The organism is Mesobacillus campisalis, from assembly GCF_000986785.1.
Taxonomy (GTDB): domain Bacteria; phylum Bacillota; class Bacilli; order Bacillales; family Cytobacillaceae; genus Mesobacillus_B; species Mesobacillus_B campisalis.
On sequence record NZ_LAYY01000008.1, the window covers coordinates 70,636 to 95,937 of the forward strand.

Here is a 25,302-nt window from a genome sequence, read left to right on the forward strand (position 1 = left end):
CTCTTTTTTCTAAAATTATAATGGAATTTAATCAAAAGGTGAAACTATTCCAAATCCTAATCGTATGTAAGGAAAATGAGCAATGGAGGAACAGTTATGCTATGGATTCTGCGCCTGATTCTTTTAGCCTCAATTATATTCCTTATATATAAGTCGGTTAAATATGTGATCAGCCCGAAACGGAAGCTGGAGCTTGCCCATGAACAGAAACGGTATTATTTTCATGATGATCCCGAAAATGTCAGGAAGAATTTCCTGATTACCTATAAAGGAGTCCTGTTCGAAGGAGAAAAGTATTTGGGAACGACCGAGTACGCCTTCGAGGTGGTATCTATCTTTATTTGGCCCAAAAGCACCGCCGCACTCAAAGGGCTTTCATATGAAGATTTCATCTATATCGAAGACCAAGTCCACGAAGCCTATCCTGGTGCCAGCATTAGCTGGAAAAGCCCGGTGAAGGAGTTTATGGATAAAAAGCCTGAGATCTAAACGCGTAAAGTGCTCCCAAAATCACAAGGGGCACTTTTTTATATGGTGTCAATATACCCCAGGGTCTTCAGGTTTTTTCATTGGCGACCGCTGACACCCTTTTTCACCGGCTCCGGGCTCCAACTACCCTCTTTTTAGCCTCCTACAACAAGGCCAGCCATGCGGCCACATGAATCACTGCCAGCACAGGCAGCCCCCATTTAAACTGGACATGCTTTGTTTTATGCCGGAACATCTGCATTCCGGCTGTCATCCCGGCTGCTCCTCCCAATATGGCAACCATCCAAAGCTGACGCTCGCTAATCCGGTATTTCCCTTTCCTTGCCCGCTGCTTGTCAGAGGCCATCATCAGTAATCCGACAAGATTCATGATCAGATAAAGCAGAATTAAAATATCCATTCCCCAGCCCCCTTATTGAAAAAAGCCATTCTGCTAGAGAATGGCTTTTGGTAAATTGCTTATTTATTGAATTGTGCTTTTGCAGCGTTTGCCAATTCAGTGAATGCTTTTTCGTCTTGAATCGCAAGCTCAGCAAGCATTTTGCGGTTCACTTCGATGCCAGCAAGCTTCAAGCCGTGCATCAAACGGCTGTAAGAAAGACCGTTCATGCGTGCTGCTGCGTTGATACGAGTGATCCAAAGCTTGCGGAAGTCACGCTTCTTCTGGCGACGGTCACGGAATGCATATTGCAAGGACTTCATGACCTGCTGGTTAGCTACTTTATATAAAGTGTGTTTTGAACCGAAATAACCTTTTGCTAGTTTAATTACCTTTTTACGACGCTGACGCGTAACTGTACCGCCTTTAACACGTGGCATGTAATTTCCCTCCTATATGTGAATCGAGATTCCTCGAGATTACTTAATGTTGTCTAACAGGTGACGGATACGCTTGAAATCGCCTTTGGATACAAGAGTTCCCTTGCGAAGCTTACGCTTTGCTTTTGTAGACTTGTTTGCGAATAAGTGGCTAGTGTAAGCGCGGGCACGCTTAAGCTTGCCTGATCCAGTTTTCTTGAAACGCTTTGCAGCGCCACGGTGAGTTTTCATTTTTGGCATTAGGGACTTCCTCCTCGTTACTTTTCGATTTTAGGGGCTAAAACCAGGAACATGCTGCGTCCATCCATTTTCGGGTGGGACTCGACTGTAGCAACTTCCTTGCATGCTGCAGAGAAACGGTCCAACACACGCTGGCCAATTTCCTTATGTGTAATCGCACGGCCCTTGAAGCGGATCGATGCTTTTACTTTGTCGCCTTTTTCAAGGAATTTGATGGCATTGCGCAGCTTTGTATTAAAGTCATGCTCATCAATCGTCGGGCTAAGGCGCACTTCTTTGGTCGTGATGATCTTTTGATTTTTACGTGCTTCTTTCTCTTTCTTTTGCTGCTCGAATTTAAATTTACCGTAGTCCATGATCCGGGCTACAGGTGGTTTCGCATTCGGTGCCACAAGGACAACATCAAGATTTACACGAGAAGCGATTTCCAGCGCTTCATTTTTTGTTTTAATTCCCAGCTGATCGCCATTTTGGTCAATGAGACGAACTTCACGGGCACGGATGCCCTCGTTCAACAGCATATCTTTGCTAATAGTTAGCCACCTCCAGGTTTTATACGAATACATTGTTTGGGTCAGAATATCGCCTTCGCATAGTCCGGCTCCCACCGCTTACGACAGCAGCTTGACCATGTACGCAAACAAAAAAGTGCGGGCGAAAACACCCACACTTTACGAAACCATACATAATAAAACAGTCGTTTACGTAAAACCTGCCAACTGCCACTCTGCGTCAGCCAGGTGAGAAGCGGGTGCTTCTTCTTTCCTCAAACTGTATTCAATTTTACCTTTGTAACTATACCACAGTCTCGGCTATTGTGTCAAACGAACGAACTGCTGGTTGTTACTGCAACGATTTGTATTGTAGCAAAGTCTGAACAATGACGCAATACTTTTTTTGATTTTATTATTTTTTGGCTTCTTTGCGGAAGGCATCAAGGAACGATTCGAAAGAGATTGTTTCCGACTTCTGTTCACCGTATTTGCGGACATTGACGGCATTTTCCTCAACCTCTTTATCGCCGACCACCAGCATGTACGGGATCTTCTGCATTTGCGCTTCCCTGATTTTATAGCCGATTTTTTCATTGCGGCTGTCGATTTCGACGCGGAAGCCGGCTGCTTTCAGCTTATCCTGGACTTCCTTCGCATAGTCGAAGTGGACATCCGGGGAGACCGGGATCACCTGCGCCTGGACAGGAGCAAGCCATGTCGGGAATGCACCCTTGTACTCTTCAATCAGGAAGGCCACAAAACGTTCCATTGTCGATACGACGCCGCGGTGGATGACAACCGGGCGATGCTGTTTGCCGTCTTCCCCGACATAAGTTAAATCAAAACGCTCCGGAAGAAGGAAATCCAGCTGGACAGTAGACAGAGTTTCGTCTTTTCCAAGCGCAGTCTTTACCTGGACATCCAGCTTTGGACCGTAAAACGCCGCCTCGCCTTCCGCCTCATAATAGTCAAGTCCAAGCTCGTCCATCGCTTCCTTCAGCATGCCTTGTGCTTTGTCCCACATCTGGTCGTCATCATAATACTTTTCGGTATCCTGAGGGTCACGGTAGGACAAGCGGAAGGAGTAATCATTGAAATTGAAGTCTTTGTATACTTCCAGAACCAATTCAACAACTCGTTTGAACTCTTCCTTGATCTGGTCAGGGCGCACAAAAATATGGGCATCATTCAGCGTCATCCCGCGGACACGCTGCAGGCCTGAAAGGGCCCCGGACATTTCGTAGCGGTGCTGTGTTCCTAGTTCAGCGATCCTGATTGGCAGTTCCCTGTAGCTGTGAATGCTGTTTTTATAGACCATCATATGGTGCGGGCAATTCATCGGACGGAGGACCAGCTGTTCGTTATCCATGTCCATGACAGGGAACATATCTTCCTGATAGTGGTCCCAGTGTCCCGAAGTTTTATAAAGATCCACGCTTCCCATGACAGGAGTATAGACATGGTCATATCCAAGACTAACTTCCTTATCAACAATATAGCGCTCGATAATGCGGCGGATGGTTGCGCCTTTTGGAAGCCATAGCGGGAGGCCCTGCCCCACTAGCTGGTTATTGGTAAACAGCTTCAATTCTTTTCCAAGCTTGCGGTGGTCGCGCTCTTTCGCTTCTTCCAGGAGGCGCAAGTGCTCTGCAAGGTCCTCTTTCTTGAAGAATGCGGTACCGTAGATGCGCTGAAGCATTTTATTGTCGCTGTTGCCGCGCCAGTAGGCACCGGCAATGCTCAAAAGCTTGAATTCCTTGATTTTGCCTGTGGACGGGACGTGAACCCCGCGGCAAAGGTCGAAAAATTCGCCTTGTTCATAGATGGTAACATCCTCTTCCGCCGGAATCGCTTCGATCAACTCAAGCTTGTACTCATCGCCAATTTCCTTATAAAGCTGGACAGCCTCATCGCGGCTTACTTCCTTGCGGACAATTTCCAGGTTTTCATTGACGATTTTCGCCATTTCCTTCTCGATGGCCGGAAGATCTTCTGGAGACAATGATTGCTCCATATCAATATCATAATAAAAACCGCCTTCGATCACCGGTCCGACACCAAGCTTCACATCTTTGTACAGTCGCTTGATGGCCTGTGCCATCAGGTGGGCTGTACTGTGGCGGAGCACCTCAAGTGCTTCTTCACTGCCTTGGGTCACGATTTCGATAGCAGCATCACCCTCAATCGGACGGCGGAGGTCATACATCTCACCGTTCACCTTGCCGGCAATGGCTTTCTTCTTCAGCCCCGGGCTGATGGATGCAGCGATATCTTCAATTGTCGTGCCAGCCGAAAACTCCTTTACTGCTCCGTCTGGAAACGAAATTTTAATTGCGTCTGCCATTGGCTTTTCCTCCTTAAAATAAAATAAAAAAACCCGTCCCTAAAAAAAAGGGACGAGTTTGATTCACGCGGTTCCACCCAATTTCCCGTTTCAGGGATTTCCCCCGAAAACGGCTCTGGTTGCGATAACGGCTTTGCTGCCGTCAGCTGCTACTGGCACTTATGCGTTCGCATCTGAAGTTCGGAGGCGGTAAGCTTTTCTCTAGTGTTAGGAAGGTTACAGCCTTGCCTTCCCTCTCTGCAAACCATTCAAGAATGCCCATGTCCTCGTCATTACTTTTTCTGAATTCACTTAGTATGTAGGTTATTATAGTTTGTAATGTTTTGAAAATCAAGGGACTACTGGGCATTTTTTTGATTAAAAGAATGCAGCGGGCTGATTTTTACACGCTCCTCAAAAATATTGCATATGGTGCGGACGAGTGGCTGTTCCGGCAGGTCTGTATAAAGGCGGATGACGGATGGCGCAAGGGACAGCAAGGGGGCGATGGTCACCGAGTCCACGTAAACCGGGTGGTTCCCCAAAAGCTTGCGGTCAATCGTCCGGATCAGTTCGCTTCTTGTAATCTGGCAGACATGCTCATCATAAAAAAATGTTCCTTCGGCGACAATCAAGTGAATTAAAGGCTTCAGTGCCGGCCTTCCCGCAAGGAAATCGCGCAGCGTCTGGACGAACATCTGGTACTCCTGCTCAAGCTTGTACTCATCAATCGCCACTTCTACATAGCTGTGCAGTTTATCAAAAAATGGCTTCAAACGAAACGTCACGAAGGAGTCAAACGAGAACGAGATGCTGTCGGTAAAGATTTCGGAGATGGCCTCTTGGACAATCTGCTTCTCATCCGGACCGCTCAGGAATGGTTCCAGGTCCTCCCGGTTTCCGTCTATCACTGAATAAATTACCTCAAGGATCTGCTCCTGCTCATGGCTGTCTTCGTAAAAAAAACGTTCCTCCAGAATCTCCCTGAACCAGTCATCCCGCTTTTTGAGCGCAATGAATTCATATACACCTTCCCTGACTGTATGAAAAGCCTCATCAGGCATCGCATTGCTATCTATTTTAATCCTGCGTCTGTCCTCATCCAGCTGGACCAGGCCGCTCCCAGGCTGGCCCGCACGCAGGCAATCAACAATGTGCCCATACATCCGGCGGGCATCACGGTCTTTTTGGAAGATGATTTCAATCAACCATATCCCCCCTTTGTTAAAATCTCCTGATTTAATATATGGGGGACTTGGCCGATTTAGAAGCATCAGCATGCTGTTCAAATTGTTTTATTCAATAAAAGGGATTAGCTGTAATGTGACAATCTACAAGCACATGGGTATTGGTGACCGGCGATCCAGCTTTTCCATCGGCACGGGCCCCTAACACCTCTATTGGTGACCGACGAACCCATTTTTCAACCGGGACGGGCGCCAAACACCTCTATTGGTGACCGACGAATCCGTTTTTCCATCGGCACGGGCTCCAAGCCTCCCCTGTGCGAATCTCCCGCATCTTCCTAAAACAAAAAAACGACTCAAACAGCATGGCTCTTTGAGTCGTTCAAGTTATTTCGTTTTCAGCCTGTCAGTAGGCCCTTCTGTTCTTTCCTTCCACTTTTACCGGTGTGGCCAGGTATTTGATGCGTTCGAGGATCCTTGCTGCCTTGAGCTGCTCTTCTTCTCCCCGCTGGCTGTGGGTGAGGTGGTGTTCGAGGCCGCCAAGGTCAAAATTGGACGTGAAGAAAGTTGGCAGATTTTCAGCCATTCTAAACTGCAGGATGGGGCCAAGGATTTCGTCCCGCGCCCAGCTGCTCATGGTCTCCGCTCCCATATCGTCAAGCATCAGCACAGGCGTTTTCTTGATTGCATCGAGCTTTTCATTGACCGTATTGTTTCCGATGGAATTTTTCATCTCGCGGAACAGCTCGGGAACATAGACAATCATCGAACTGACCTGCTTCTTGGCTAGCTCATTGGCAATCGCCCCCAGCAGGTAGGATTTCCCGGTACCAAACGGGCCATGAAGGTAAAGCCCTTTCTGCCTTTCCTCCGGGGAGTAGTTTTGGACGAATTCCTTCGCCATTTTAATCGCCAGGAATCGTCCCTTGTCATCAAGGTCCACCTCTCCAAGCGATGCATTGAGTATTTCCTTCGGGACAAACAGGCTGCCAATCAGCCGTTCGTTCTTCAGCTTTTCATCATGCATGACCTTCCGCGGGCAACGGTCATATTTCACATCGATATATTTTCCATTGAACACAAGCTCCGGTTCATATCCCTGAAGCATATTGCGGCAGGATGACAGGCTGCTGCACTTGTCGCAGCCTTTGCTCTGGTTAATGAACTCATGCAGCTTCATCAGGCTTTTATCTACAATCTCCCTGTTGATTTCCCCCTGGTGCCTCCGCAGGAAATCCTGAACCGAAGGGTCGCTCAGCACTTCATTTCTCAGGTTTTCGTACCGCTTCTGGAAATTTTGGTTGTTGGCCAGCTTCTTCAATGTATCATTTATATTTTGCACGGCACTCACCTCCCATCCTTAAATTGTTTCAGTTCTTCTTCAAGAAGTCTTTTTTCTTTTTCAAAATCAAAATCCTCTTCTCCAGCTTGCGAATCGGTTGCCCGGCTACTGTCTTTATTTTCAAACCAGTCAGGAAGCATTTCCTTCCGCACCTGCTTTTTCCCCTGGGCTGGACGTGATTTCTTTTCTTCTGCCCAGTCGAGATACTGTCTGTGTTCCTTCTTGGCCAGCTCCATCGCCTCTTTGACGGTCTGGATTTTCTTCCGGGACCAGTGGCTCGCAATTTTTTCGATGAATGCTTTTGTAAGCTTCATATCAGTCCTGAGCATCACATAATGGACCAGTACATTGCAAACTCCCGGGAGCAGCTTTTGCTTGAACATGATGTCCTCAATCATCTGCATTTCCGATTTGGAAGGGACCGCTCCGCCCGAAATGTCAATAAGCAGCTGCCTAGGCGAAGCTGTTTCAAAGTAATGGACCAGCTTGTCTTCCTCCGTTTTCGGAACACTCGCTGCGGTTTTGAACTGCGCCGGCTGGACCCGGTCCATAAGCTGGGGAAGCTGGTCCTGATTTTCAAACTGGTACCAGTCCCTGGCCGCTTTCCTGAGCTCTTCTATATCAATTTCACTGTCCGGCGTCAAAGCACTGAGGACAATGTTTTTCATCTGGATGGCATCGATGCTGTACAGGAAGGCCAGATTGCTGATGGCTTCTTTCACTCTGGAATTAAGCGCATTTTTCGAGACGAGCGATTCATTCAGACCGCCCAGCAAAAGTTCAAAATTAAACTCGTCCGCAGGGATTTGGATGGCTTCAGGCTCCTGTCTCCCCATGAACTGCTGCCCCTCGCCCGGACCAAATTCTTCTTCCGCATCCTGATGAACCTGGAGCGTGCCGGGCGTGGCGGACACAAACACTTCCTGGAACGCTTTGGTGACTTCCGAATAACCTTCCGCATTGTCTACCGATTTATCGGCAAAAAACCGCTTTAGCCTGCCGAACTGATTCTTGCCTACTTTCCTGTACAGGTAAATATTCAGGAGCCCATCCAGGAAAAACTGTTCCGGCGTCAGCGGGGCCTGCAGTTCATATATAAACGAGCGGACATCTTCCTCATCATCCTTGACAAATGTCTTTAGAAGCCCCATTGCCTCAAGCTTAAGCCTCGCGTGATAAATATCCTTCAGGTTCATATCCAGGAGGGTCATAAGGCTATGGTGGGATGTGGATGCCGACCAAAGGCGGTTCTCCTCGAGCTCCGCCCAAAGGGTCATGTACAGACTCAGGCAGACCGGGCCCACAAGCGGCTGATACAAGAAAGTCAGCACCTTCCTGTCATATTCATGCAGCAACCCGTTCGAAGCGACAGAATAATGGTCTACAGGCAGTATTTCCTGCCAATGCTGAACCATTGTGGTCCCCCCTTTCAGAAAAGCGCAAGCACCTTGTTTAGCCCCGACCAGCATAAGACGCTCCAGAATAGAAGGCGTTTTTTGCCTTCAATTCTGAAGTGGCTTATGACTCGAGGGGCTAGGCGCTGGAGCTAGACAATAATCTAATTACAAAAGTTATGAATCATTTAAAAAAAGAGCCAAGGGTTTCCCTTCAGCTCTATCCTAAGACTGTTCCTTCTTGATCAGGTCTTTCAATTCATCAATGAACACATTTATATCTTTAAACTGGCGATAGACGGAAGCAAAGCGGACATAGGCCACCTCATCGACTTTGGCAAGCCTGTCCATGACCATTTCACCGATGTTTTCACTTTTCACTTCGGAAACTCCCTGGCTGCGCAGCTCCTTTTCAACCTCTGAAACAATGTCCTCAAGCTGCTGCAAGGCGACGGGCCTTTTCTCGCAGGCTTTAATCAGCCCTCTTAAAAGCTTTTCGCGATTGAATTCTTCCCTGGTGCCTTCCTTTTTGACAACAATGAGCGGAATTTCCTCCACTTTCTCAAATGTGGTAAACCGATAGGAACATGCTTCGCATTCCCTGCGGCGGCGAATCGATCTGCCTTCATCCACAGGGCGGGAATCGAGGACCCTGGTTGAGTTATTATGGCAAGTTGGACACTTCATGTATGCTCAGCTCCGGTATTTTCAAATATAATATCACCTGTCCGGCATAATGCCGTTTCGATACCTTCTACTCTATATTATTAAAATTGGCTGGTCTGTACAAGTACGACTATTCAGCGTTTTTGCCTGTGCCAATGAAAGTATGCGCCTTATTCAGCTTGTCGTACAGGCGCAAAATTTCCTTTTTGAGGGCCGGGTTTGCACCCGTGACCGAAAAGCGCTCTGTGGACAGATAAAAGTCGACGGCGGTTTGATATGGCTTGACGGTTATGATGGTCATGATGAGGAACGCCGGAAAACCCGCATTCACCTCGGCAGCAATTTCACCATGATCTTTCGAGACGGAGGTCACCTTCACCTTGGCATCATTCCGCAATAGGTCCTCGGCTGATTCGAAGAGCTGATTGAAGCTTGCTTTGTAATATCTTGTCCTAAGCTCATTATCATAATGGTCGTCCCTTGTTTCTGCATGCTTCTGGTAGCGTGAAAAGAAAGGTTTTTTTAACATAATCTGCTCCTAAGTATTGTGGTTACTTATTATTGTAAATAAAAAAGAGGTGTATTTCTACACCTCCGGTTAATTTTCAATTATTAAAGTGCTTTTGCCTGCTTGACTTGAACGGGACCCATGCCGCGCGGAAGTTCAATATTCTCGCGAGTCTGGGCACCAAGTGCCTCGGCAATATAATCAGCTGCAACATTTGGATTCAGGTCGCCGCATGTATAAACATCGATGCTTGCGTACCCATGTTCCGGAAAGCTGTGAATGGTCAAATGGGATTCAGAGATAATAACCACTCCGCTTACTCCCTGTGGAGCAAACTTGTGGAATGCCACCTCGCGGATTTCAGCACCTGACTTCAATGCAGCACCAACGAATGTTTTCTCGATAAAATCCATATCATTCAACTTGTCGAAATCGCAGCCCCATAGTTCAGAAATAACGTGACGTCCCATAGTTTCCATAATTCAATTTCCCCCTCTTACTTTTTTAGCTACAAAAAATGAAGTCCTTTGTTTAATGGCATTTAACTACCACGGGGGAAAGTTAGTCCAGAGAGGTCCTAACCCTTTAAGTAGCTAATTTTTACCGTCATAAGAAGTTCACGATGACTAGTATACTTTGTTTATATTTATTTTGCAACCTATGATTTGAAAATTTTACACCGATATTTTTCATCGGAAAAGCAACAGTCCAGAACGTCCCTGTTAAGGCCCAAAATCCCCCGGAAACACAAGAAAGCCTGCCTTGAATAGGCAGGCCGATTACAATCGGGTTGTTTGTCTGATATAAGGTCAGCTTACTTTGACTTTTGCAGACTGAAGGAGTTCCTGGGCAACATGTTTGGCCAGGTCGACGACACGGCAAGAGTAGCCCCACTCATTGTCGTACCAGGCAAGGACTTTGACTTTATTGGCGCCCATCACCATTGTGGACAATCCATCAATGATGGCGGAATGTGGATTGGTATTGAAATCCACCGAAACAAGCGGCTCTTCGGTAATATCAAGGATGCCTCTCAGAGGGCCATGGGAAGCAGCGAGAAAGGCTTCATTGATTTCGTCTACCGTCACTTCCCGCTTCAAGTCCACAACAAGGTCAACAAGCGATACATTGGGAGTTGGCACCCTCAAAGCCATTCCATGCAGCTTGCCTTTCAGCTGTGGCAGGACAAGTGACAACGCTTTCGCCGCACCTGTGGAAGTTGGGATGATCGATTGGCCGCATGAACGCGCCCTTCTCAGATCTTTATGCGGGTTATCAATATTCTTTTGGTCATTTGTGTAGGAATGGATGGTCGTCATCAGACCATTCTCAATCCCGAAATGTTCATCAAGCACTTTGGCAACAGGGGCCAGGCAGTTTGTTGTGCAGGAAGCATTGGAAATGACATCATGCTGCTCAAGGTCCAACGTGTCTTCATTCACGCCCATGACGATTGTCACATCTTCATTTTTTCCGGGAGCAGTCAGGATTACTTTTTTAGCGCCGGCTTTCAGATGCAGACTTGCTTTATCGCGGGAGTTGAATTTTCCGGTTGCTTCTATGACTATATCAATCTTCATTTCGTTCCAGGGCAATTCTTCGGGATTACGGCTGTTTAACAGCTGAATGGTCTTCCCATTCACAATCAGTGCATCTCCTGCTGGTTCTACATTGGCCTGAAAAATACCGTGGTTGGAATCATATTTTATTAAATGTGCCAATGTTTCAGCCGGGTAGCTGGCATTGACCGCCACTATTTCAAGATTGTCTTCAAGAATGGCCTTGCGGAATACCATTCTTCCAATTCGCCCAAATCCATTGATTGCAACTCTAGCCTTCATTTTACGGCCCCTTCCATATTAGTGTTATACTTTTAATACCTTGTATTTGCTATTAGTATAACATATTAAACCTCATTTGTGCCAAATAAATGTGCACATTTTAAAATATAGGGTATTTTTGAAAATATACCTTAAAATTGCTTCCATTATTCCGCCACCTGATATCCCCTTATGAAAAGGCACAAAAAAAGAGAACCAGCTGCGGTTCCCCTAGATGCCCCACCGGGCCAATATTTCTTTCAGCTGCTTCTCTGTTTCTGTGATTGAGCCGTTGTTATCGATGACTTCATGTGCCAGCCCAACCTTTTCCCCGAGGGGCATTTGTGATTGTATTCTGGCCAGTGCTTCTTCACGGCTGTAGTGATTACGTTCCATCAGCCGGCGCAGCTGAGTGTCTTCGTCAACATAGACCAGGAGGATTTTATCGGTCATGAACTGTAGCCTGCTTTCAAACAGCAGGGGAATATCAAGCACCACCGCTTTGGCCCCTTCCTGTTCTGCATGTGCTTTCTTGGCCAGCATCCGTTCCCTGACGGCGGGATGGACAATGGAGTTCAGGACTTTCCTTTTTTCCTCATCATTAAAGATGATACCTCCAAGCTTAGCCCTGTCAATTTCCCCATCTTCCTGAAGAATGGCTTTTCCGAAGAAACTTATGATGTCATTGTATGCTTTTTCTCCTTTTTGAACTGCAAGCCGCGCTTCGATATCGGCATCCACAATGGGGATACCCTTATCGGCAAGCATCTTTGACACCGTGCTCTTGCCGCTTGCAATGCCTCCGGTCAATCCTATGGTTAATGACATATCCTAATCCTTTCTATTCCTAAAGTTTAAAAATCCCAACAAGGATCAGCAGCAGGCCAGGTATGAAGCTGAGCTTTTGGACCCAACTGTAGCCTGAGAGGAAGATTCCTGCTTTCATCCCGCTGAATACAAAAACCGAACTCATCACCGCCGCCGCAAAAGCAAGGGCAAGCGGGGAGAATCCTAGCATGGCCGCTCCAATCCCCGCTCCAAAAGCATCAAGGGAAAGGGCGAGGCCAAGCATAAGTGCTTCAATGCCCGTTATGGTGCCCGAACGGTCGAAATCGGCGGACATTGGCTTCTTTAGAATATGAATGACGATCCCCAGTGACTGGATTTCAAAGTTGACCAGCGTCTTTTCATCCTCGCGCTCAGCTGCTTTTTCCGGGCGGAAAAATTGGTACAATATCCAGGCTCCCAAAAGAATCAAAATGAGCCCTCCAATATGCCCCGCCCAATCCCCCGGGAGGGTTGCCTCGAGGAATTCCCCAATGGTCATGGCAACCATGAGAACTGCCGCTGAACAGACAGCGATTGTAACTATCGATTTAAAAGGGATCTTCACATTTCTCAACCCATACGTAAATCCAACACTGAAACTGTCAAGGCTGACAGCGAATGCAAGTAAAAGCAATGAGACAACCTGAATCATGGAAAAGCTCCTTCCTGTCAATCGCTACGATAGTATATGGAAGAAGCCTATCCAACGTTATGCGGGATTGAGAAATGCCTCCAAAAATCCAAAGCCGCCCAATCCTTATTTTACCATCAAAACGAAAAAAAAGCCGCCTCACAGGAAGAGGCGGCCTTTGCTGGTTAATTTCCGGATTGCAGCAGCTCCCTTAAAGATTGAGCACTTTCTTCAAGGCTTTTCTTTGCCTCATCCGTAATGAAGTTCTGCTTGTTTTTCTGGTCAAGCTGCGCTGTAAATTTGTCCAGGAACTTCAGGGCATTTTTCACTGAACCTTTGCTGTAGTGGTGCTGAACCTGTTTATAGCTGTTTTGCAGCTGGGACATCAGCGGTCCTGACAGCTCGCCGTTAGCTGCATATTCAGCCAGGTCGCTTTCAAGATCGCCCATAAGATCATCGATTGATTTTGGCGGTTCAGGCTGCTGCTCATCCGCAGCCACAATTCGGCCTTCCACTGCTGGCGATACTGGACTGTTTTTTTCCAGGTATTCCACCAGAATCTCATAATCGACAATAAGCAGTTCGTTGATTCGGCCCTGGTTCTTTGCTTCCTTAAACATGTTATAGCCGTCTCCGCCATCAGCCGTAAAGGCATTGGTCGCGACAGTGTATGTTTTTTCCGGGTCAAGAGCTTCAGGGCCATTTCCAGTTTGAACTTCGACAGACCATACTCGGTCATAGGCAGGCTTGGAAGGATCATACTGGAACTTCAGGCCTGATACTTGCAGGAAAGCACCGGCAGCATTCTCAACATTGCTGACGCTGTGCTCGAGGGCAGCAAGGATTTCAGCTCCAGTCAGATCAAGCGTAACGAGCAGATTGGCAAATGGCTGAACCGTCAGTACTTCGCCCAGCGTAATTTCTCCCTGGTCAATGGAAGCACGGATGCCACCGCCATTTTGCAGGGCAATGGAAGTTTCAGGAACCATTGATTGGGCTTTTTCAAGCATAGCATCGGTGATGAGATTCCCAAGGTTGGTCTCTTTTGTCCTGACGTTGTTCCGCTCGCCATCGAGCACAACATCTGTATATCCAACCACGGTTTTCCTTAATTCATCCAGCGGTGCTTTAAATTCCTCGACTTTTGCTTTGGCTGCCGGGTCTTCACTGTATTCGGACGTTTTCAGAAGCTGGCCATTGTATTCTGTAACAACACCGCTGTCATCGAAAGTAACATTCACCAGTCCCAGGTAATTCAGATACTCATTGGCCTGGACAATGACTGTCGGCTCTTCCTTTTCCACCAGTACAGGACCTGTAAGAGTCGTATGTGAATGGCCTCCAACAATCAGGTCAACGCCATCCACTTCAGCGGCAAGCTGCTGGTCGGGAGCATAGCCAAGATGGGAAAGGGCAACGATTTTGTTAATCCCCTGCTCTTCAAGGGCTGCAACTGTCTCTTTTGCTTTTTCTACCGCATTTTCAAACAGGATATCATCGGAAGGGTTGGCCAGGATCGCTGTATCCGGTGTAGTGAGGCCAAAAATACCGACCTTTTCGCCGTCCACGTCTTTGATAATGGCAGGGTAGATACGGCCGCCATCGGCATTTTCAGCCAATTCATTCACGAAAAGCGGTCCAAGTTCAGGGTCATTGCTGACATCGACATTGGCACTGACCATCGGGAATCGCATCTCTTTGATAAAGTCGGCCAATACCGCAGAGTCTTTGTCGAACTCATGGTTTCCGAAGGTCATCGCATCATAGCCAAGCTCATTCATGAACCAAAGGTCCGCCTTGCCAAGATACTGGTTAAAATAAAGCGTACCTGAGAAAACATCGCCTACATCAACAAGCAGGGCGTCCGGATTTCCGGCACGGACTTCATTCACGGCTGTGAATAAACGCGGGTATTTTTCTACATTCGCATGAGAGTCATTCACATGCATCACAGACAGGGTGAATGGCTCGTCCTCGAATGAAAGCTGGGCAAGGACAGGATCATGGTCGCTGGCACGGCCGTGGGCTTCCATAAAAGGAGAGTTGATGTGGACAATATCAACCTCCGCACCTGCTGCCAGGTTGTTGGATACAAGGATATGGTCAAGCACTTGCGAATTCCCTTGATAGTTGTACGTGAATCTTTCCTCGGCAGGAACCATTTCAATCAAGTTGGTCAGTTCACTGCCCTTTAGTGTCTGAAGCGGAGCGGAAAACTCAAAATCATTCAGGTCTCCCATTACCACAACGTTCGCATCTTCATTTTCATTCTTGATTTCCTGTACGAAGTTGTTAACGATGCCGGCAATTTGCAGGCGCTGTGCTTCACTTCCAAGAACCGGAGGCTGGTTTTTCCCGAAGATTGGCTGGTCTCCGCCTTTGGAATTAAAGTGGTTGTTAATGACAATCACATCTTCGCCGTTAAATTCAAACTGTGCGGCAAGCGGTTTGCGGCTTGAGTTGAAAGCGGCATTGGCCGGGTCGATCCGCCCCGGATTGAGAGTCAAAGAACCATCTTCATAGCCTACTGCTTCCGTTGCACCGCCTTTCACTCCTTCAGCAAGAGTGACACGTTCAGGATTGTAGAGGAAGCCTACACGGATATTGCCGTTTGGCGCTCCGCCATCTTTATTGTCCTCGGGAGCAATATCGGTCCACTCATAGGTTGGGCCGCCGTGCGCCTCAATCGCAGCAATCAAAGCTTCATAATTTTGCGAGGCATCTGTTGTGCCAGTGCCTGTCCCATTATTGTCCTGAACTTCCACCAGACCGATGATGTCAGGCGAGTCCAGGTTTTCGACCATTGATTTGGCAATTCTATTTTTCTTTTCCGTCTCTGTTCCAACGAAGTTTTCCATATTATAGTTGGCAACCGTCAGCTTATCTTCATCCTTCTCAATTTCCGTGACAGCAGGCTGGTAGTCGCTCTCAATTAGTTCCGGAAGTTCATTTGTAAGGATTTTAAAGTTTTGGAAGGTGTATCCTACGACACCTGTAACGGTTCCATTAAACTGGTCGCCTGTCTTGGCAACAAAGTCCCTGTCGTCAAACAATAGATGTAATCTTTCAGGGTTTGCGTTATCCGGCTGAAGCGGCACTCCGCCTGGAACGGTATATGTCTTGCCTTCAACTTTTTCAGCGATAACAGGAATTTCCCCATATTTTTGCGGGCCGACGGCAATCGGATTTTCAATCGCAACAAGCATTCCTTCAATGCTTTCATAAAAATCTATCGCATCCTGCTCCGGATCAAATTCAGCGAACTGGTCATTGTCCACAATCTGGGTTGGCGGGAAGACATCCTTGCCAATGACGAGCGGTTCAGGCAATTCCTGATTGCTTGTCTTAACGGTAACACTCCCATTGTTGGCATCGATTTCGGTGGTGGCCAGGTCGGTCTCCAGCATATCGCTGTAGCCGGCGATGACCCATTCTTTGACAAGGCCGTCGACACTCACCAGGTCTCCGACTTTTGTGCCGTGGTTTCTTTTATAAACCAGAATTCCTTCTGATGTATTTGGCTTATCATCCGGTGTGGGGTCCTGGATATAAAAATTATTGGCATCATCGACATAGGTTACAATGCCTTCTACGCCCTTGACGTTTTCCCTATTATATGGGGAGTTATGACCTTCTCCTTGAATGTCTCTGATTTTAAGTCCTTCGATGCCTTCAAACGGCGGCCTGTCTGGTACGCTGCCGTCAAAGCTGTATTCAGAAGCGTTTCTTAGACCAGGCACAGAGAAGTAAGTATCCAAAGTGCCTTTTACGTACACTTCTTTTCCAAGGTTTCCTGGATTGTCAACAAGGTTTAAAGCGGTACGTACAGCTCCCGATGGAAGTTGAACCGGAAGGATTTTTGCGGGGTCTCTTTCATTCGGGTTATCTGCTATTGCGATATTTGTATTCTGACTGCCCGTAAAGGGCCCTTCAAATTGATAGTTCTTTGTTCCTTTCGTAAATCCTACGATATACCCCTTTACAATAGCAACACCTTCATTATTATTGATGGCCTGCTCCACTGTAATGTAATCTTCTGCAGCGCTTGCAGCTGGAACAGCATATCCCACAAGCAAAGTAAAAACGGCCGTCAGGATGAACCATTGCTTCTTAATCATTTTCAAAGCATTTCCCCCTATTAATAGATTAGAATGACCAATTGCCTAGAAACTTAGCAACTTGCAAACCCATTTTAGGACAAAAACTTCCTTACATCTATTAAAAATCTATAAATTTACACTAGTTTTACAATTTTAAACAAATAGTCCCGCTTCATATGTTTCAACCGCTTCCATATACCTATAAAAACAATAAAAAAGAGAGACCCAAAACCGAGTCTCTCTACCTATGGATCATTTTTGGCAAGCTGGGCAAAAATGGGTGCCTCTTCCGCCAACGACTGTTTTCTCCAGTATGCTTCCACATTTTTTACATGGTTCGTTTTTGCGGCCATAAACATACAACTCAAGTTGGAACATTCCGATCTGTCCCTGGGAGTTGATATAGGAACGAATCGTGCTCCCTCCTTTTTCCACCGCTTCCGTTAAGGTGCTGACAATTTCCCTGTGGAGCAAGGCGATTTCTCTGTCTGACAAAGAAGAAGCCAGCCTTTCGGGATGGATTCCCGAACGGAAAAGAGCCTCATCAACATAAATATTTCCTAGCCCCACAAGCACTTTCTGGTCCAGCAAGGCCGGTTTGATTTTGCGATTCGTCTTTCCCAATTTTTCAGTAAGGCTTTCCAGCGTGAAGTGTTCAGAAAAAGGTTCAGGTCCAAGGCCTGCGAGCGGCGGCTCTTCAAACTCTGTCCCTTTTTGGTAAAGATGGAAGGTTCCAAACTTGCGTACATCCTTATAGCGCAGTTCGCTTCCATCGGTAAAGTGAAAAATCGCATGTGTATGTTTCTCAACAGGAAGATCGCTTGGATACACTCCATACTTCCCTTCCATCCGCAAGTGTGAAACCAGCGCAAACTCATCGGTGTAAAAAATCAGGAATTTGCCTCTCCGGCCAATTTCCCTGATCCGCTGGCCGCAAAGAGCATCGGTAAATTGTTCTGTCACCTCAGGCTTTTTGACCATTTTCGGCCAGAACACGGAGACCGCCTTTATTTCCTTGCCGATGACCAAGGCTTCCAATGTTCTTCTGACAGTTTCTACTTCTGGTAATTCTGGCAATGTTTCTCTCCTCCGTTACTTTGCATCAAACCATGTTGGGCCATAGGAATAATCTACTTTCAAGGGAACATTCAACTCTACGGCATTCTCCATTACATCAGGAACGATTTGCTTCAATTTTTCAATTTCATCCTCAGGTGCTTCAAAAATCAGTTCATCGTGCACTTGGAGAAGAAGCCTTGTTTCCAATTTTTCTGCTTTTAGCCTGTCCGCCATCTCGATCATCGCTTTTTTGATAATGTCGGCGGCGCTTCCCTGGATCGGCGTGTTCATGGCTGTACGTTCCGCAAAGCTTCTGATATTAAAATTCCTGCTGGTGATTTCAGGGAGGTAGCGCCTGCGATGGAGGATGGTGGATACATAGCCTTTTTCCTTCGCATCGCGGACGATTTCCTCCATATAATCCTTTACGCCAGGATAACTCTTCAGGTAGGAATCTATGAATCGGCCAGCTTCCTTCCTCGTGATTCCCAGGCTTTGGGACAGGCCGTAATCACTGATTCCGTATACAATCCCAAAGTTGACTGCCTTGGCATGGCGGCGCATGTTGGACGTGACTTCATCCCCGCTCACATGGAAGACCTCCATTGCTGTTTTCGTATGAATATCCATGTCCTCCCGGAACGCCTCAATCAATTTTTCATCCTCGGCGATATGGGCAAGCACCCTTAATTCAATCTGGGAATAGTCAGCAGCGAAGATCACCCAGCCTTCTTCTGAAGGAACGAATGCCTGCCGGATTTTCCTTCCCTCTTCAAGCCGGATTGGGATGTTCTGCAGATTCGGGTCAGTCGAACTCAGCCTCCCTGTCTGGGTGAGCGCCTGGTTAAAACGGGTATGGACTTTATGCGTCGCAGGGTTGACCACCTTCTGCAGCCCCTCAATATAAGTGGATTGCAGTTTGCCCAGCTGGCGGTAATGCAGGATTTGCTCGATGATTTCATGCTTTGGCGCGAGCTGCTCCAGGACATCGGCACTTGTTGAATAGCCTGTCTTTGTCTTCTTCAGCGGCGGCAGTCCGAGCTTCTCAAACAGGATGGCACCGAGCTGTTTGGGTGAATTGATATTAAAAGCCTCTCCAGCATGGCGGTAAATTTCCTTTTCAATCTGTTCCAACTGGCCTCCGATTTCAAGACCCATTTGGCTAAGCCTGTCCATATCAAGCTTGACTCCAAGAAACTCCATATCCGCAAGCACAAGGGAAAGCGGCATTTCCAGTTCGCTGAAAAGCTCATACTGCTCGTTTTTCCTCAGCTCTTCTTCCATTTTTTCCTTCAAATCGAAAATGGCTGCTGCCTTTCGGGCTAGATGGCCGGCCAGTGCCTCTTCCTCCGGTACACGCCGCTTGGCTCCTTTTCCGTAAAAGGCTTCATCCGATTGAAGCTGATGGTATCCTTGCAGCCTTGCAACTCCAGCCAGGTCATCGCCTGATTCCGATGGATTGATAATATACGAGGCAAGGAAAACATCGAATTCAACGCCCTTTAGGTGAATACCATGATGGCGAAGGGAAACTTCGGAACGCTTTGCATCGAAAACATACTTTTTCCTGCTGCCGTCCTCCGCCCACTCTTTGAAGGCCTCCGACTTGACTGCCTTTTCAACCGGAAGAAAGTAATTTCCATTGTCATTTGAAAGCGCAAACCCAATGATATCGGCATAATGGTAGTTATCCTCCAGGACCTCTACATAAAAGGCATTCTCTTCAGAAAATAAATCCTCGGTAATGCTATCGGCAATCGTGAAATCGATGTCATTTAATTCAATATCCTCATGGGATTCGGCGAAATCCATTTTTTCCAAAAGGGAATTGAAGCCCAGTTCGCGGAAAAGCTTCATCAATTCGTCAGGCTTATATCCTTCGTATTCCAGTTCGGATAATTCAAGCTTAACGGGGGCATCACGTGTAATGGTTGCCAGCTGTTTGCTCATGACGGCCTGGTCCTTAAATTCTTCAAGCTTCTCCTGAAGCTTTTTGCCGCTGACCTTTTCAACCGAATCCAGCAGGTTTTCAAGCGAACCGAACTCCTTCAGCAGCTTGATGGCCGTTTTTTCCCCGACTCCGGGCACACCAGGGATATTATCGGAAGCATCGCCCATCAGCCCTTTCATATCGACAATTTGATGGGCAGAAAGGCCGTATTTTTCCTTAATATGTTCGGGCGTGTAATCCTCAATATCTGTAATGCCTTTTTTGGTGATGCTCACGGTCGTCTTGTCGGAACTGAGCTGTGTCAAGTCCTTATCCCCGGATATGACCTTCACTTCAAAGCCTTCTCTTTCCGCGGATGTTGAAAGGGTGCCAATAATATCATCGGCCTCATAATTTTCAAGTTCATACTGGGAAATTCCATAGGCTTTTAAGAGCTCGCGGATAAAAGGGAACTGCTCGGAAAGCTCTGGCGGAGTCTTCTGCCTCCCGCCTTTATACTCCGTGAATGTGGCATGCCTGAAGGTCGTTTTCCCGGCATCAAAAGCGACCAGCAAATGGGTCGGCTTTTCATCCTCCAAAATTCTCATCAGCATCATCGTAAAGCCATAAACAGCATTCGTATGTACACCTTTATCATTATTCAAAAGCGGAAGCGCAAAGAATGCCCGGTATGCAATGCTGTTCCCGTCGATCAAAACTAGCTTTTTAGACATGGTTGTTCCTCCTCCATCTATCAAAAAAAACCGCTAAATTTCTTCTTTTCATTCTACCATGAGAGTGAAAGGAAAGAAAAATAACGGCCTTTTATGTCCATTCTTATTCTTTTATTCCGTATAGCCCATCAGCAGGCGGGCATATGGAGAATCAGATGGCAGGACGATGACGGTATCGCCATTGATGGTCTGTTTATACGATTCAAGCGTCCTGAAGAGGGAGTAGAATTCTGCATCCTTGGAGAAGGCATCATTATAGATTTTCGCTGCCTGGCCTTCCCCGTCTCCGCGAATGAGCTCCGCATCGGCTTTAGCCTTGGCGAGGATTTCGTTTACCTCCCTGTCCGTCTGTGCCTCAATCCGGTTTTTGTCGGCATCCCCCCTGGAGAGGTATTCCTGGGCTGTCGAATGCCTTTCTGAAATCATTCGTGTAAATACCGATTTTTCATTTTCTTCGGGAAGATCCGTGCGCTTCATGCGGACATCGGTAACCGTGATTCCATAGTTGTCGTTGGCAAGGAGATCGTTGACCATCTGAGTTACACGGTCGTTCAGCGAACCTCGTGAAGATTTTTCATCATTGATGATTTCATCATAATTCAGCTGTCCCAATTCGGTCCGGATGACCGAATAAATGAATTCTTCCATCCGGGATTCCGCCGCTTCAAGCGTTCTGGCATTCGAAATCATTTTTTTCGGGTCTTCAATTCTCCAGATCGAGTAATTATCAATCAAGATCCGTTTCTTATCTTTTGTATTGATTTCAGCCTGGGATACATTGTAAGTCATTTGATACTTCGGAAGGCTGGACACACTTTGAATAAACGGGATTTTGTAGGATAGTCCTGGTTCACTTTCAATACGGACCACCTCGCCAAACTGGCGGACCACCCTGAATTCTCCTTCTTTGACAACAAATAGATTCGTTGCAAGCAAGACCAGAAGTGCAAGAAGCAGAATCAGAAGGAGGCCTATCCTTGTATAGCTTCGCCAGTTATGGTTCTTGCCGCGTTCATTGAAGTCAATAATATTCTCATCGCTCATCGCCGGTTTCACTCCCTTCCGTTGCCGGTGGTTGCTGCTGCTGGGATTCAAGAGGACGGATTGGGAAGTACTTCAACGTATTTCCGTCATCGTTCATAATGTAGATTTCCGCCCCGGGAAGAACCTGCTCGAGCGTTTCAATCACCAAACGCTGTCTCGTAATCTCGGGATTGGTCCTGTACTCGTTATAGAGAGCATTAAAGACAGCAACATCCCCTCTTGCCCGTTCAACCCTGGCCGCTTTTTCACCTTCTGCCCTGGAAATAAGGGCATCCTTCTCCCCTTGGGCTTCATTGATTTTTTGGTTGCGGTATTTATTGGCTTCATTTCTCTTTGTATTCATCGTTTCCCTTGCATCGGTCACATCGGTAAATGCCTTTCTGACATCGTCATTCGGAAGCTCGACATCCTGAAGTTTGACAGCAAGGATTGATACGCCGATATCATATTTATCGATGAGGCTCGTCAATAGTTCCCGGACTTCTCCTTCGATTTCGGCTTTTCCGGATGTGAGCGCGTCGTCAATCTTGGAATTCCCGATAATGCTCCTTACAGAAGCGGATGTGGCGTCGTAAAGAATCGTCTCTGGCTCGCTCGAGTTGAACAGGTATTTCTGCGGATCGGTAATTTTCCATTGAACGACCAGGTCTGCCAACACTATGTTTTCGTCCCCTGTAATCATCTTTGTTTCATTAGGAAAGCTTTTAATTTCTCCATCTTTTTGTTCATAGCCAAACTGAAGGCTGAACGTCTCTTTCGACAGGATGTTCACTGATTGGATTGGCCATGGCATCTTAAAATGAAGACCTGCCCCTATAATTCCTTCTTCCGCCTTGCCAAACGTCAGTATAACAGCCTGCTCTGATTCATCGACTGTGTACCAGGTTGTGAATGCCGCCAGGACAAGAATGGCACTGAGGATGACGGCACCAATTATGACGTACACTTTCCTTAAGCTAGTCACATAATCCCCTCCCTTATTCATATATCTATAGCTGTTTCTACGACTATACTCCTAAGAAAGTTTCATTTTTTTACACCTCTGGATAAAATTATTAAGGATTGATAATGGCCAAATTAAAAAGCCGCACCCTGAGTGCGACTTCCTATTCTATGCATTTTTTAATAACCTGAGGGTAAAGGTTGTTCCCTTGCCGACCTCACTATCCACTTCGATGATGCCTTTATGGGCCTCCATTATATGTTTAACAATCGCCAAACCAAGGCCGGTCCCACCCGAATTCCGGCTCCGGGCCTTGTCGACACGATAAAACCGTTCAAATATCCGCGGAATCTCTGATTGTTCAATTCCCATTCCTGTGTCGACTATTTTGACCACTGCATGATGCTCATCTTCGGACAAGAAGATTGTGACACTTCCTTGCTTCGGGGTATAATTCAGCGCATTGCTTAGCAAGTTGATAAAAACCTGTTTCAGCCTGTCCGGATCGCCCGGAATAACCACTTCCCCTTCCGCATCCATTTCCACGGCAACCTGCCTTTCCTCCGCCTTCCCCTTCAGGATCGCCATTACATCCTTTATCTGGCTGTTGAGATTGACATCGGTGATATTCAGCCTGAATCCATGCTGTTCGATTTTGGACAATTCAAGGAGGTCCTGAATGAGGGACTGAAGCCTGTCACTTTCCTTAAGGATAATCGATAAAAATGCTTCAAGCGCGTCTTTGTCATTCATTGCCCCATCAAGAAGGGTCTCCGAAAACCCTTTAATTGAAGTAATCGGGGTTTTTAATTCATGCGAGACATTAGCCACAAAGTCCTTCCGCATCTGCTCAAGCTTCTTTAATTCGGTAATATCATGGAAAACGAGGAGAACTCCCTTCCAGACATTATCCATCCCAAAGATTGGCACTCCATAAACTTCGAAGTGACGACGGTGTATTCCAATCGGCAGGACCAGCTGTCTGCGGGTCTTTTGCTCAGTCATGAAAATCTCTTCAATCAGTTCGTTAATTTCCTGGTGCTCAATGACTTCATGATACAGCCGGTAAAGATGCTCCCTCGGGTCTGCCTGAAACAATTCTTTATATGGGCGGTTAATGAGATTGATATATCCCCTGCTGTCTATCAAAATCAGTCCGCTCCCCATGTTTTCAATTAATGCTGTCAGCCTGTCCTGCTGCATTTCCTGCGTTTTTCGAAGCTCCTGAAGATTTCGGGCCAGAATATTGATGGATGCGCTCAGCATCCCCGTTTCCCCATTTCGGTCTTCATACGTCCTTGCCCGGTAATTTCCTTTTGCCAGCTCAATTGCTACATTGGTTGCCGATTCAATCGGCTTGGTGTACCTTGAAGCGATTTTTATACCCAGCATGAGAATAACCGCAAGAGCAAGCCCCAGGCTGATTGTAAGAATCCACCATATTTGGCTGTATGCCTGCTTAATTACGCTTACTTCCGTTGAAAGGAAAATATGGCCTTCCAGCTTGCCTGCATAATGAACCGGTTCCCAATAGTATTGAACCCCCCCTTTTTGGAAGGCTCCTCCTCCCGCTCCTTCTCTCTGGGCTATGGCTTCGGCAATGGTTCCCCTATGCCATTCCGGGCTGGCTCCGGCGGCATTTCCTCCCGTATCAAGGATGATTCCGCCGCCATCATCCATTACCGTAAAACGCGCATTAAGAATTTTGCTCATTTCTTCCATTTTCCTGGCATCCAGGGTAGCCAAGCCGCCATCATCTTCAATGACTTCCGTAATGATACGGGCTTCCTTTTTCAGCCGCTCATGAAAATTATTAAGATAATGCGTTTTGAATAATTGGCCCAGCAGGATTCCCAACCCCAGCAAAACAGCAATGATCAATGTAACCAATGCGAAAAGCAGCTGTGTCCTGTTTGTCATTCTCCCTTTGGCTCCTCCAGCTTATAGCCAAGTCCGCGAATCGTTTTTATGTAGACAGGTTTTTTCGTATTATGTTCGATTTTATCTCTTAAATGGCTGATATGTACATCGACAATCCGTGAATCCCCGGCAAAGTCATAATTCCAGACAGCACTGAGAAGCTGGTCCCTGGTCAGTACCCGTCCCTTGTTTTGGGCTAGATATACAAGCAATTCAAACTCCTTTGGGGTGATTTCAAGCAGCTTCTCCATGAAGAAGGCTTCATAGGAGTCGGGTATGATCCTAAGATCGCCGATGCGTATTTGTCCTGAAGATTCTTCTTCTTCAGCCGTGGGTCCAGGCTGTATTTGAACCCTGCGAAGGATGGCCTTTACCCTTGCAACCACTTCCCTTGGACTGAATGGTTTAGTCATATAGTCATCTGCCCCCAGCTCAAGGCCAAGGACTTTGTCAAACTCATCATCCTTGGCGGTGAGCATCAGGATGGGAGTTTGTACCCTTTGCTGCCGCAGATGTTTACAGACATCCAGACCGTCCAGCTTCGGCAGCATCAAATCAAGGATGATCAGGTCAGGATTTTCTGTCAGAGCGAGATTCTTGCCCTCTTCTCCATCCATCGCGGTCAACACTTGGTAGCCCGCTTGCTCGAGGTTGTATTGAAGCAACGTCAAAATGGATTGCTCATCATCCACTACCAATAGCTTTTTCATTGTTAGCCTCCACTGAATAAATATTTATGCTTGGTTACTTCTACCATTATAAACGAAAAATTTACAACCACTAAAAAAAGATACACCAAAGTGTATCCTTTAATCCAATCTTTACAATAGC

At 46.9% G+C, this 25,302-nt stretch carries 22 protein-coding genes and 2 other annotated features; of the genes, 1 reads left to right on the forward strand and 21 read right to left on the reverse strand.

Features of this window, described 5'->3' with window-relative positions; all coding sequences use genetic code 11:
- Positions 1–96: 96 nt before the first annotated feature.
- Positions 97–489, forward strand: coding sequence for a hypothetical protein (locus WQ57_RS08965; RefSeq protein WP_046523416.1), 393 nt, complete (start codon positions 97–99; stop codon positions 487–489).
- A 142-nt stretch (positions 490–631) separates the two neighbouring features.
- Here WQ57_RS08965 and WQ57_RS08970 read toward each other — a convergent pair whose 3' ends face one another.
- From WQ57_RS08970 to WQ57_RS09070, 21 genes are all read right to left on the reverse strand, one after another.
- Positions 632–889 (reverse strand): DUF1294 domain-containing protein, encoded by a 258-nt coding sequence (locus tag WQ57_RS08970; protein WP_046523417.1) that lies wholly within the window; start codon positions 887–889, stop codon positions 632–634.
- 59 nt (positions 890–948) lie between these two features.
- Entirely contained in the window at positions 949–1,308 is a 360-nt protein-coding gene (gene rplT / locus WQ57_RS08975) for a 50S ribosomal protein L20 (RefSeq protein WP_046523418.1), read from the reverse strand.
- Positions 1,309–1,347: 39 nt separating this feature from the next.
- Positions 1,348–1,548, reverse strand: coding sequence for a 50S ribosomal protein L35 (gene rpmI / locus WQ57_RS08980; RefSeq protein WP_046523419.1), 201 nt, complete (start codon positions 1,546–1,548; stop codon positions 1,348–1,350).
- A 17-nt stretch (positions 1,549–1,565) separates the two neighbouring features.
- A complete protein-coding gene (gene infC / locus WQ57_RS08985; protein ID WP_046523420.1) occupies positions 1,566–2,069 on the reverse strand; it encodes a translation initiation factor IF-3 in 504 nt (167 codons plus the stop codon).
- 115 nt (positions 2,070–2,184) lie between these two features.
- Positions 2,185–2,317 (reverse strand) — a sequence feature (ribosomal protein L20 leader region).
- Positions 2,318–2,454: 137 nt separating this feature from the next.
- The gene (gene thrS / locus WQ57_RS08990) at positions 2,455–4,386 is read right to left on the reverse strand and encodes a threonine--tRNA ligase (protein ID WP_046523421.1); all 1,932 of its coding nucleotides are present in this window, start codon (positions 4,384–4,386) and stop codon (positions 2,455–2,457) included.
- A gap of 45 nt (positions 4,387–4,431) precedes the next feature.
- Positions 4,432–4,668 (reverse strand) — a binding site (T-box leader).
- A 56-nt stretch (positions 4,669–4,724) separates the two neighbouring features.
- Positions 4,725–5,573 (reverse strand): sporulation protein YtxC, encoded by an 849-nt coding sequence (ytxC, locus tag WQ57_RS08995; RefSeq protein ID WP_046523422.1) that lies wholly within the window; start codon positions 5,571–5,573, stop codon positions 4,725–4,727.
- 385 nt (positions 5,574–5,958) lie between these two features.
- The gene (gene dnaI, locus WQ57_RS09000) at positions 5,959–6,894 is read right to left on the reverse strand and encodes a primosomal protein DnaI (protein ID WP_046523423.1); all 936 of its coding nucleotides are present in this window, start codon (positions 6,892–6,894) and stop codon (positions 5,959–5,961) included.
- 5 nt (positions 6,895–6,899) lie between these two features.
- Complete coding sequence (locus tag WQ57_RS09005; protein WP_046523424.1) at positions 6,900–8,309, reverse strand: replication initiation and membrane attachment family protein; 1,410 nt, start codon at positions 8,307–8,309, stop codon at positions 6,900–6,902.
- Between the two features lie 204 nt (positions 8,310–8,513).
- Positions 8,514–8,975: a transcriptional regulator NrdR gene (gene nrdR, locus WQ57_RS09010; protein ID WP_046523425.1), complete on the reverse strand. Its 462-nt coding sequence runs from the start codon at positions 8,973–8,975 to the stop codon at positions 8,514–8,516.
- Between the two features lie 109 nt (positions 8,976–9,084).
- A complete protein-coding gene (locus tag WQ57_RS09015; RefSeq protein ID WP_046523426.1) occupies positions 9,085–9,483 on the reverse strand; it encodes a hypothetical protein in 399 nt (132 codons plus the stop codon).
- Between the two features lie 83 nt (positions 9,484–9,566).
- Complete coding sequence (speD, locus tag WQ57_RS09020; RefSeq protein ID WP_046523427.1) at positions 9,567–9,941, reverse strand: adenosylmethionine decarboxylase; 375 nt, start codon at positions 9,939–9,941, stop codon at positions 9,567–9,569.
- A gap of 330 nt (positions 9,942–10,271) precedes the next feature.
- The gene (locus tag WQ57_RS09025; protein ID WP_046523428.1) at positions 10,272–11,303 is read right to left on the reverse strand and encodes a glyceraldehyde-3-phosphate dehydrogenase; all 1,032 of its coding nucleotides are present in this window, start codon (positions 11,301–11,303) and stop codon (positions 10,272–10,274) included.
- A 210-nt stretch (positions 11,304–11,513) separates the two neighbouring features.
- On the reverse strand, positions 11,514–12,110 hold the full coding sequence (gene coaE, locus WQ57_RS09030; protein WP_046523429.1) for a dephospho-CoA kinase: 597 nt from the start codon (positions 12,108–12,110) through the stop codon (positions 11,514–11,516).
- A 19-nt stretch (positions 12,111–12,129) separates the two neighbouring features.
- A complete protein-coding gene (gene ytaF / locus WQ57_RS09035) occupies positions 12,130–12,759 on the reverse strand; it encodes a sporulation membrane protein YtaF (protein WP_241481511.1) in 630 nt (209 codons plus the stop codon).
- Positions 12,760–12,926: 167 nt separating this feature from the next.
- Entirely contained in the window at positions 12,927–16,859 is a 3,933-nt protein-coding gene (locus WQ57_RS25685) for a 5'-nucleotidase C-terminal domain-containing protein (RefSeq protein ID WP_084820228.1), read from the reverse strand.
- Between the two features lie 234 nt (positions 16,860–17,093).
- A complete protein-coding gene (gene mutM / locus WQ57_RS09045) occupies positions 17,094–17,918 on the reverse strand; it encodes a DNA-formamidopyrimidine glycosylase (RefSeq protein ID WP_046523431.1) in 825 nt (274 codons plus the stop codon).
- 15 nt (positions 17,919–17,933) lie between these two features.
- Complete coding sequence (gene polA, locus WQ57_RS09050; protein WP_046523432.1) at positions 17,934–20,564, reverse strand: DNA polymerase I; 2,631 nt, start codon at positions 20,562–20,564, stop codon at positions 17,934–17,936.
- Positions 20,565–20,675: 111 nt separating this feature from the next.
- On the reverse strand, positions 20,676–21,608 hold the full coding sequence (gene hflC, locus WQ57_RS09055) for a protease modulator HflC (protein WP_046523433.1): 933 nt from the start codon (positions 21,606–21,608) through the stop codon (positions 20,676–20,678).
- Complete coding sequence (hflK, locus tag WQ57_RS09060) at positions 21,598–22,572, reverse strand: FtsH protease activity modulator HflK (RefSeq protein WP_046523434.1); 975 nt, start codon at positions 22,570–22,572, stop codon at positions 21,598–21,600. Before hflK ends, hflC begins: the two co-directional genes overlap by 11 nt.
- A gap of 147 nt (positions 22,573–22,719) precedes the next feature.
- Complete coding sequence (pnpS, locus tag WQ57_RS09065) at positions 22,720–24,471, reverse strand: two-component system histidine kinase PnpS (RefSeq protein ID WP_046523435.1); 1,752 nt, start codon at positions 24,469–24,471, stop codon at positions 22,720–22,722.
- Positions 24,468–25,181: a response regulator transcription factor gene (locus tag WQ57_RS09070; RefSeq protein ID WP_046523436.1), complete on the reverse strand. Its 714-nt coding sequence runs from the start codon at positions 25,179–25,181 to the stop codon at positions 24,468–24,470. Before WQ57_RS09070 ends, pnpS begins: the two co-directional genes overlap by 4 nt.
- Between the last annotated feature and the right edge of the window lie 121 nt (positions 25,182–25,302).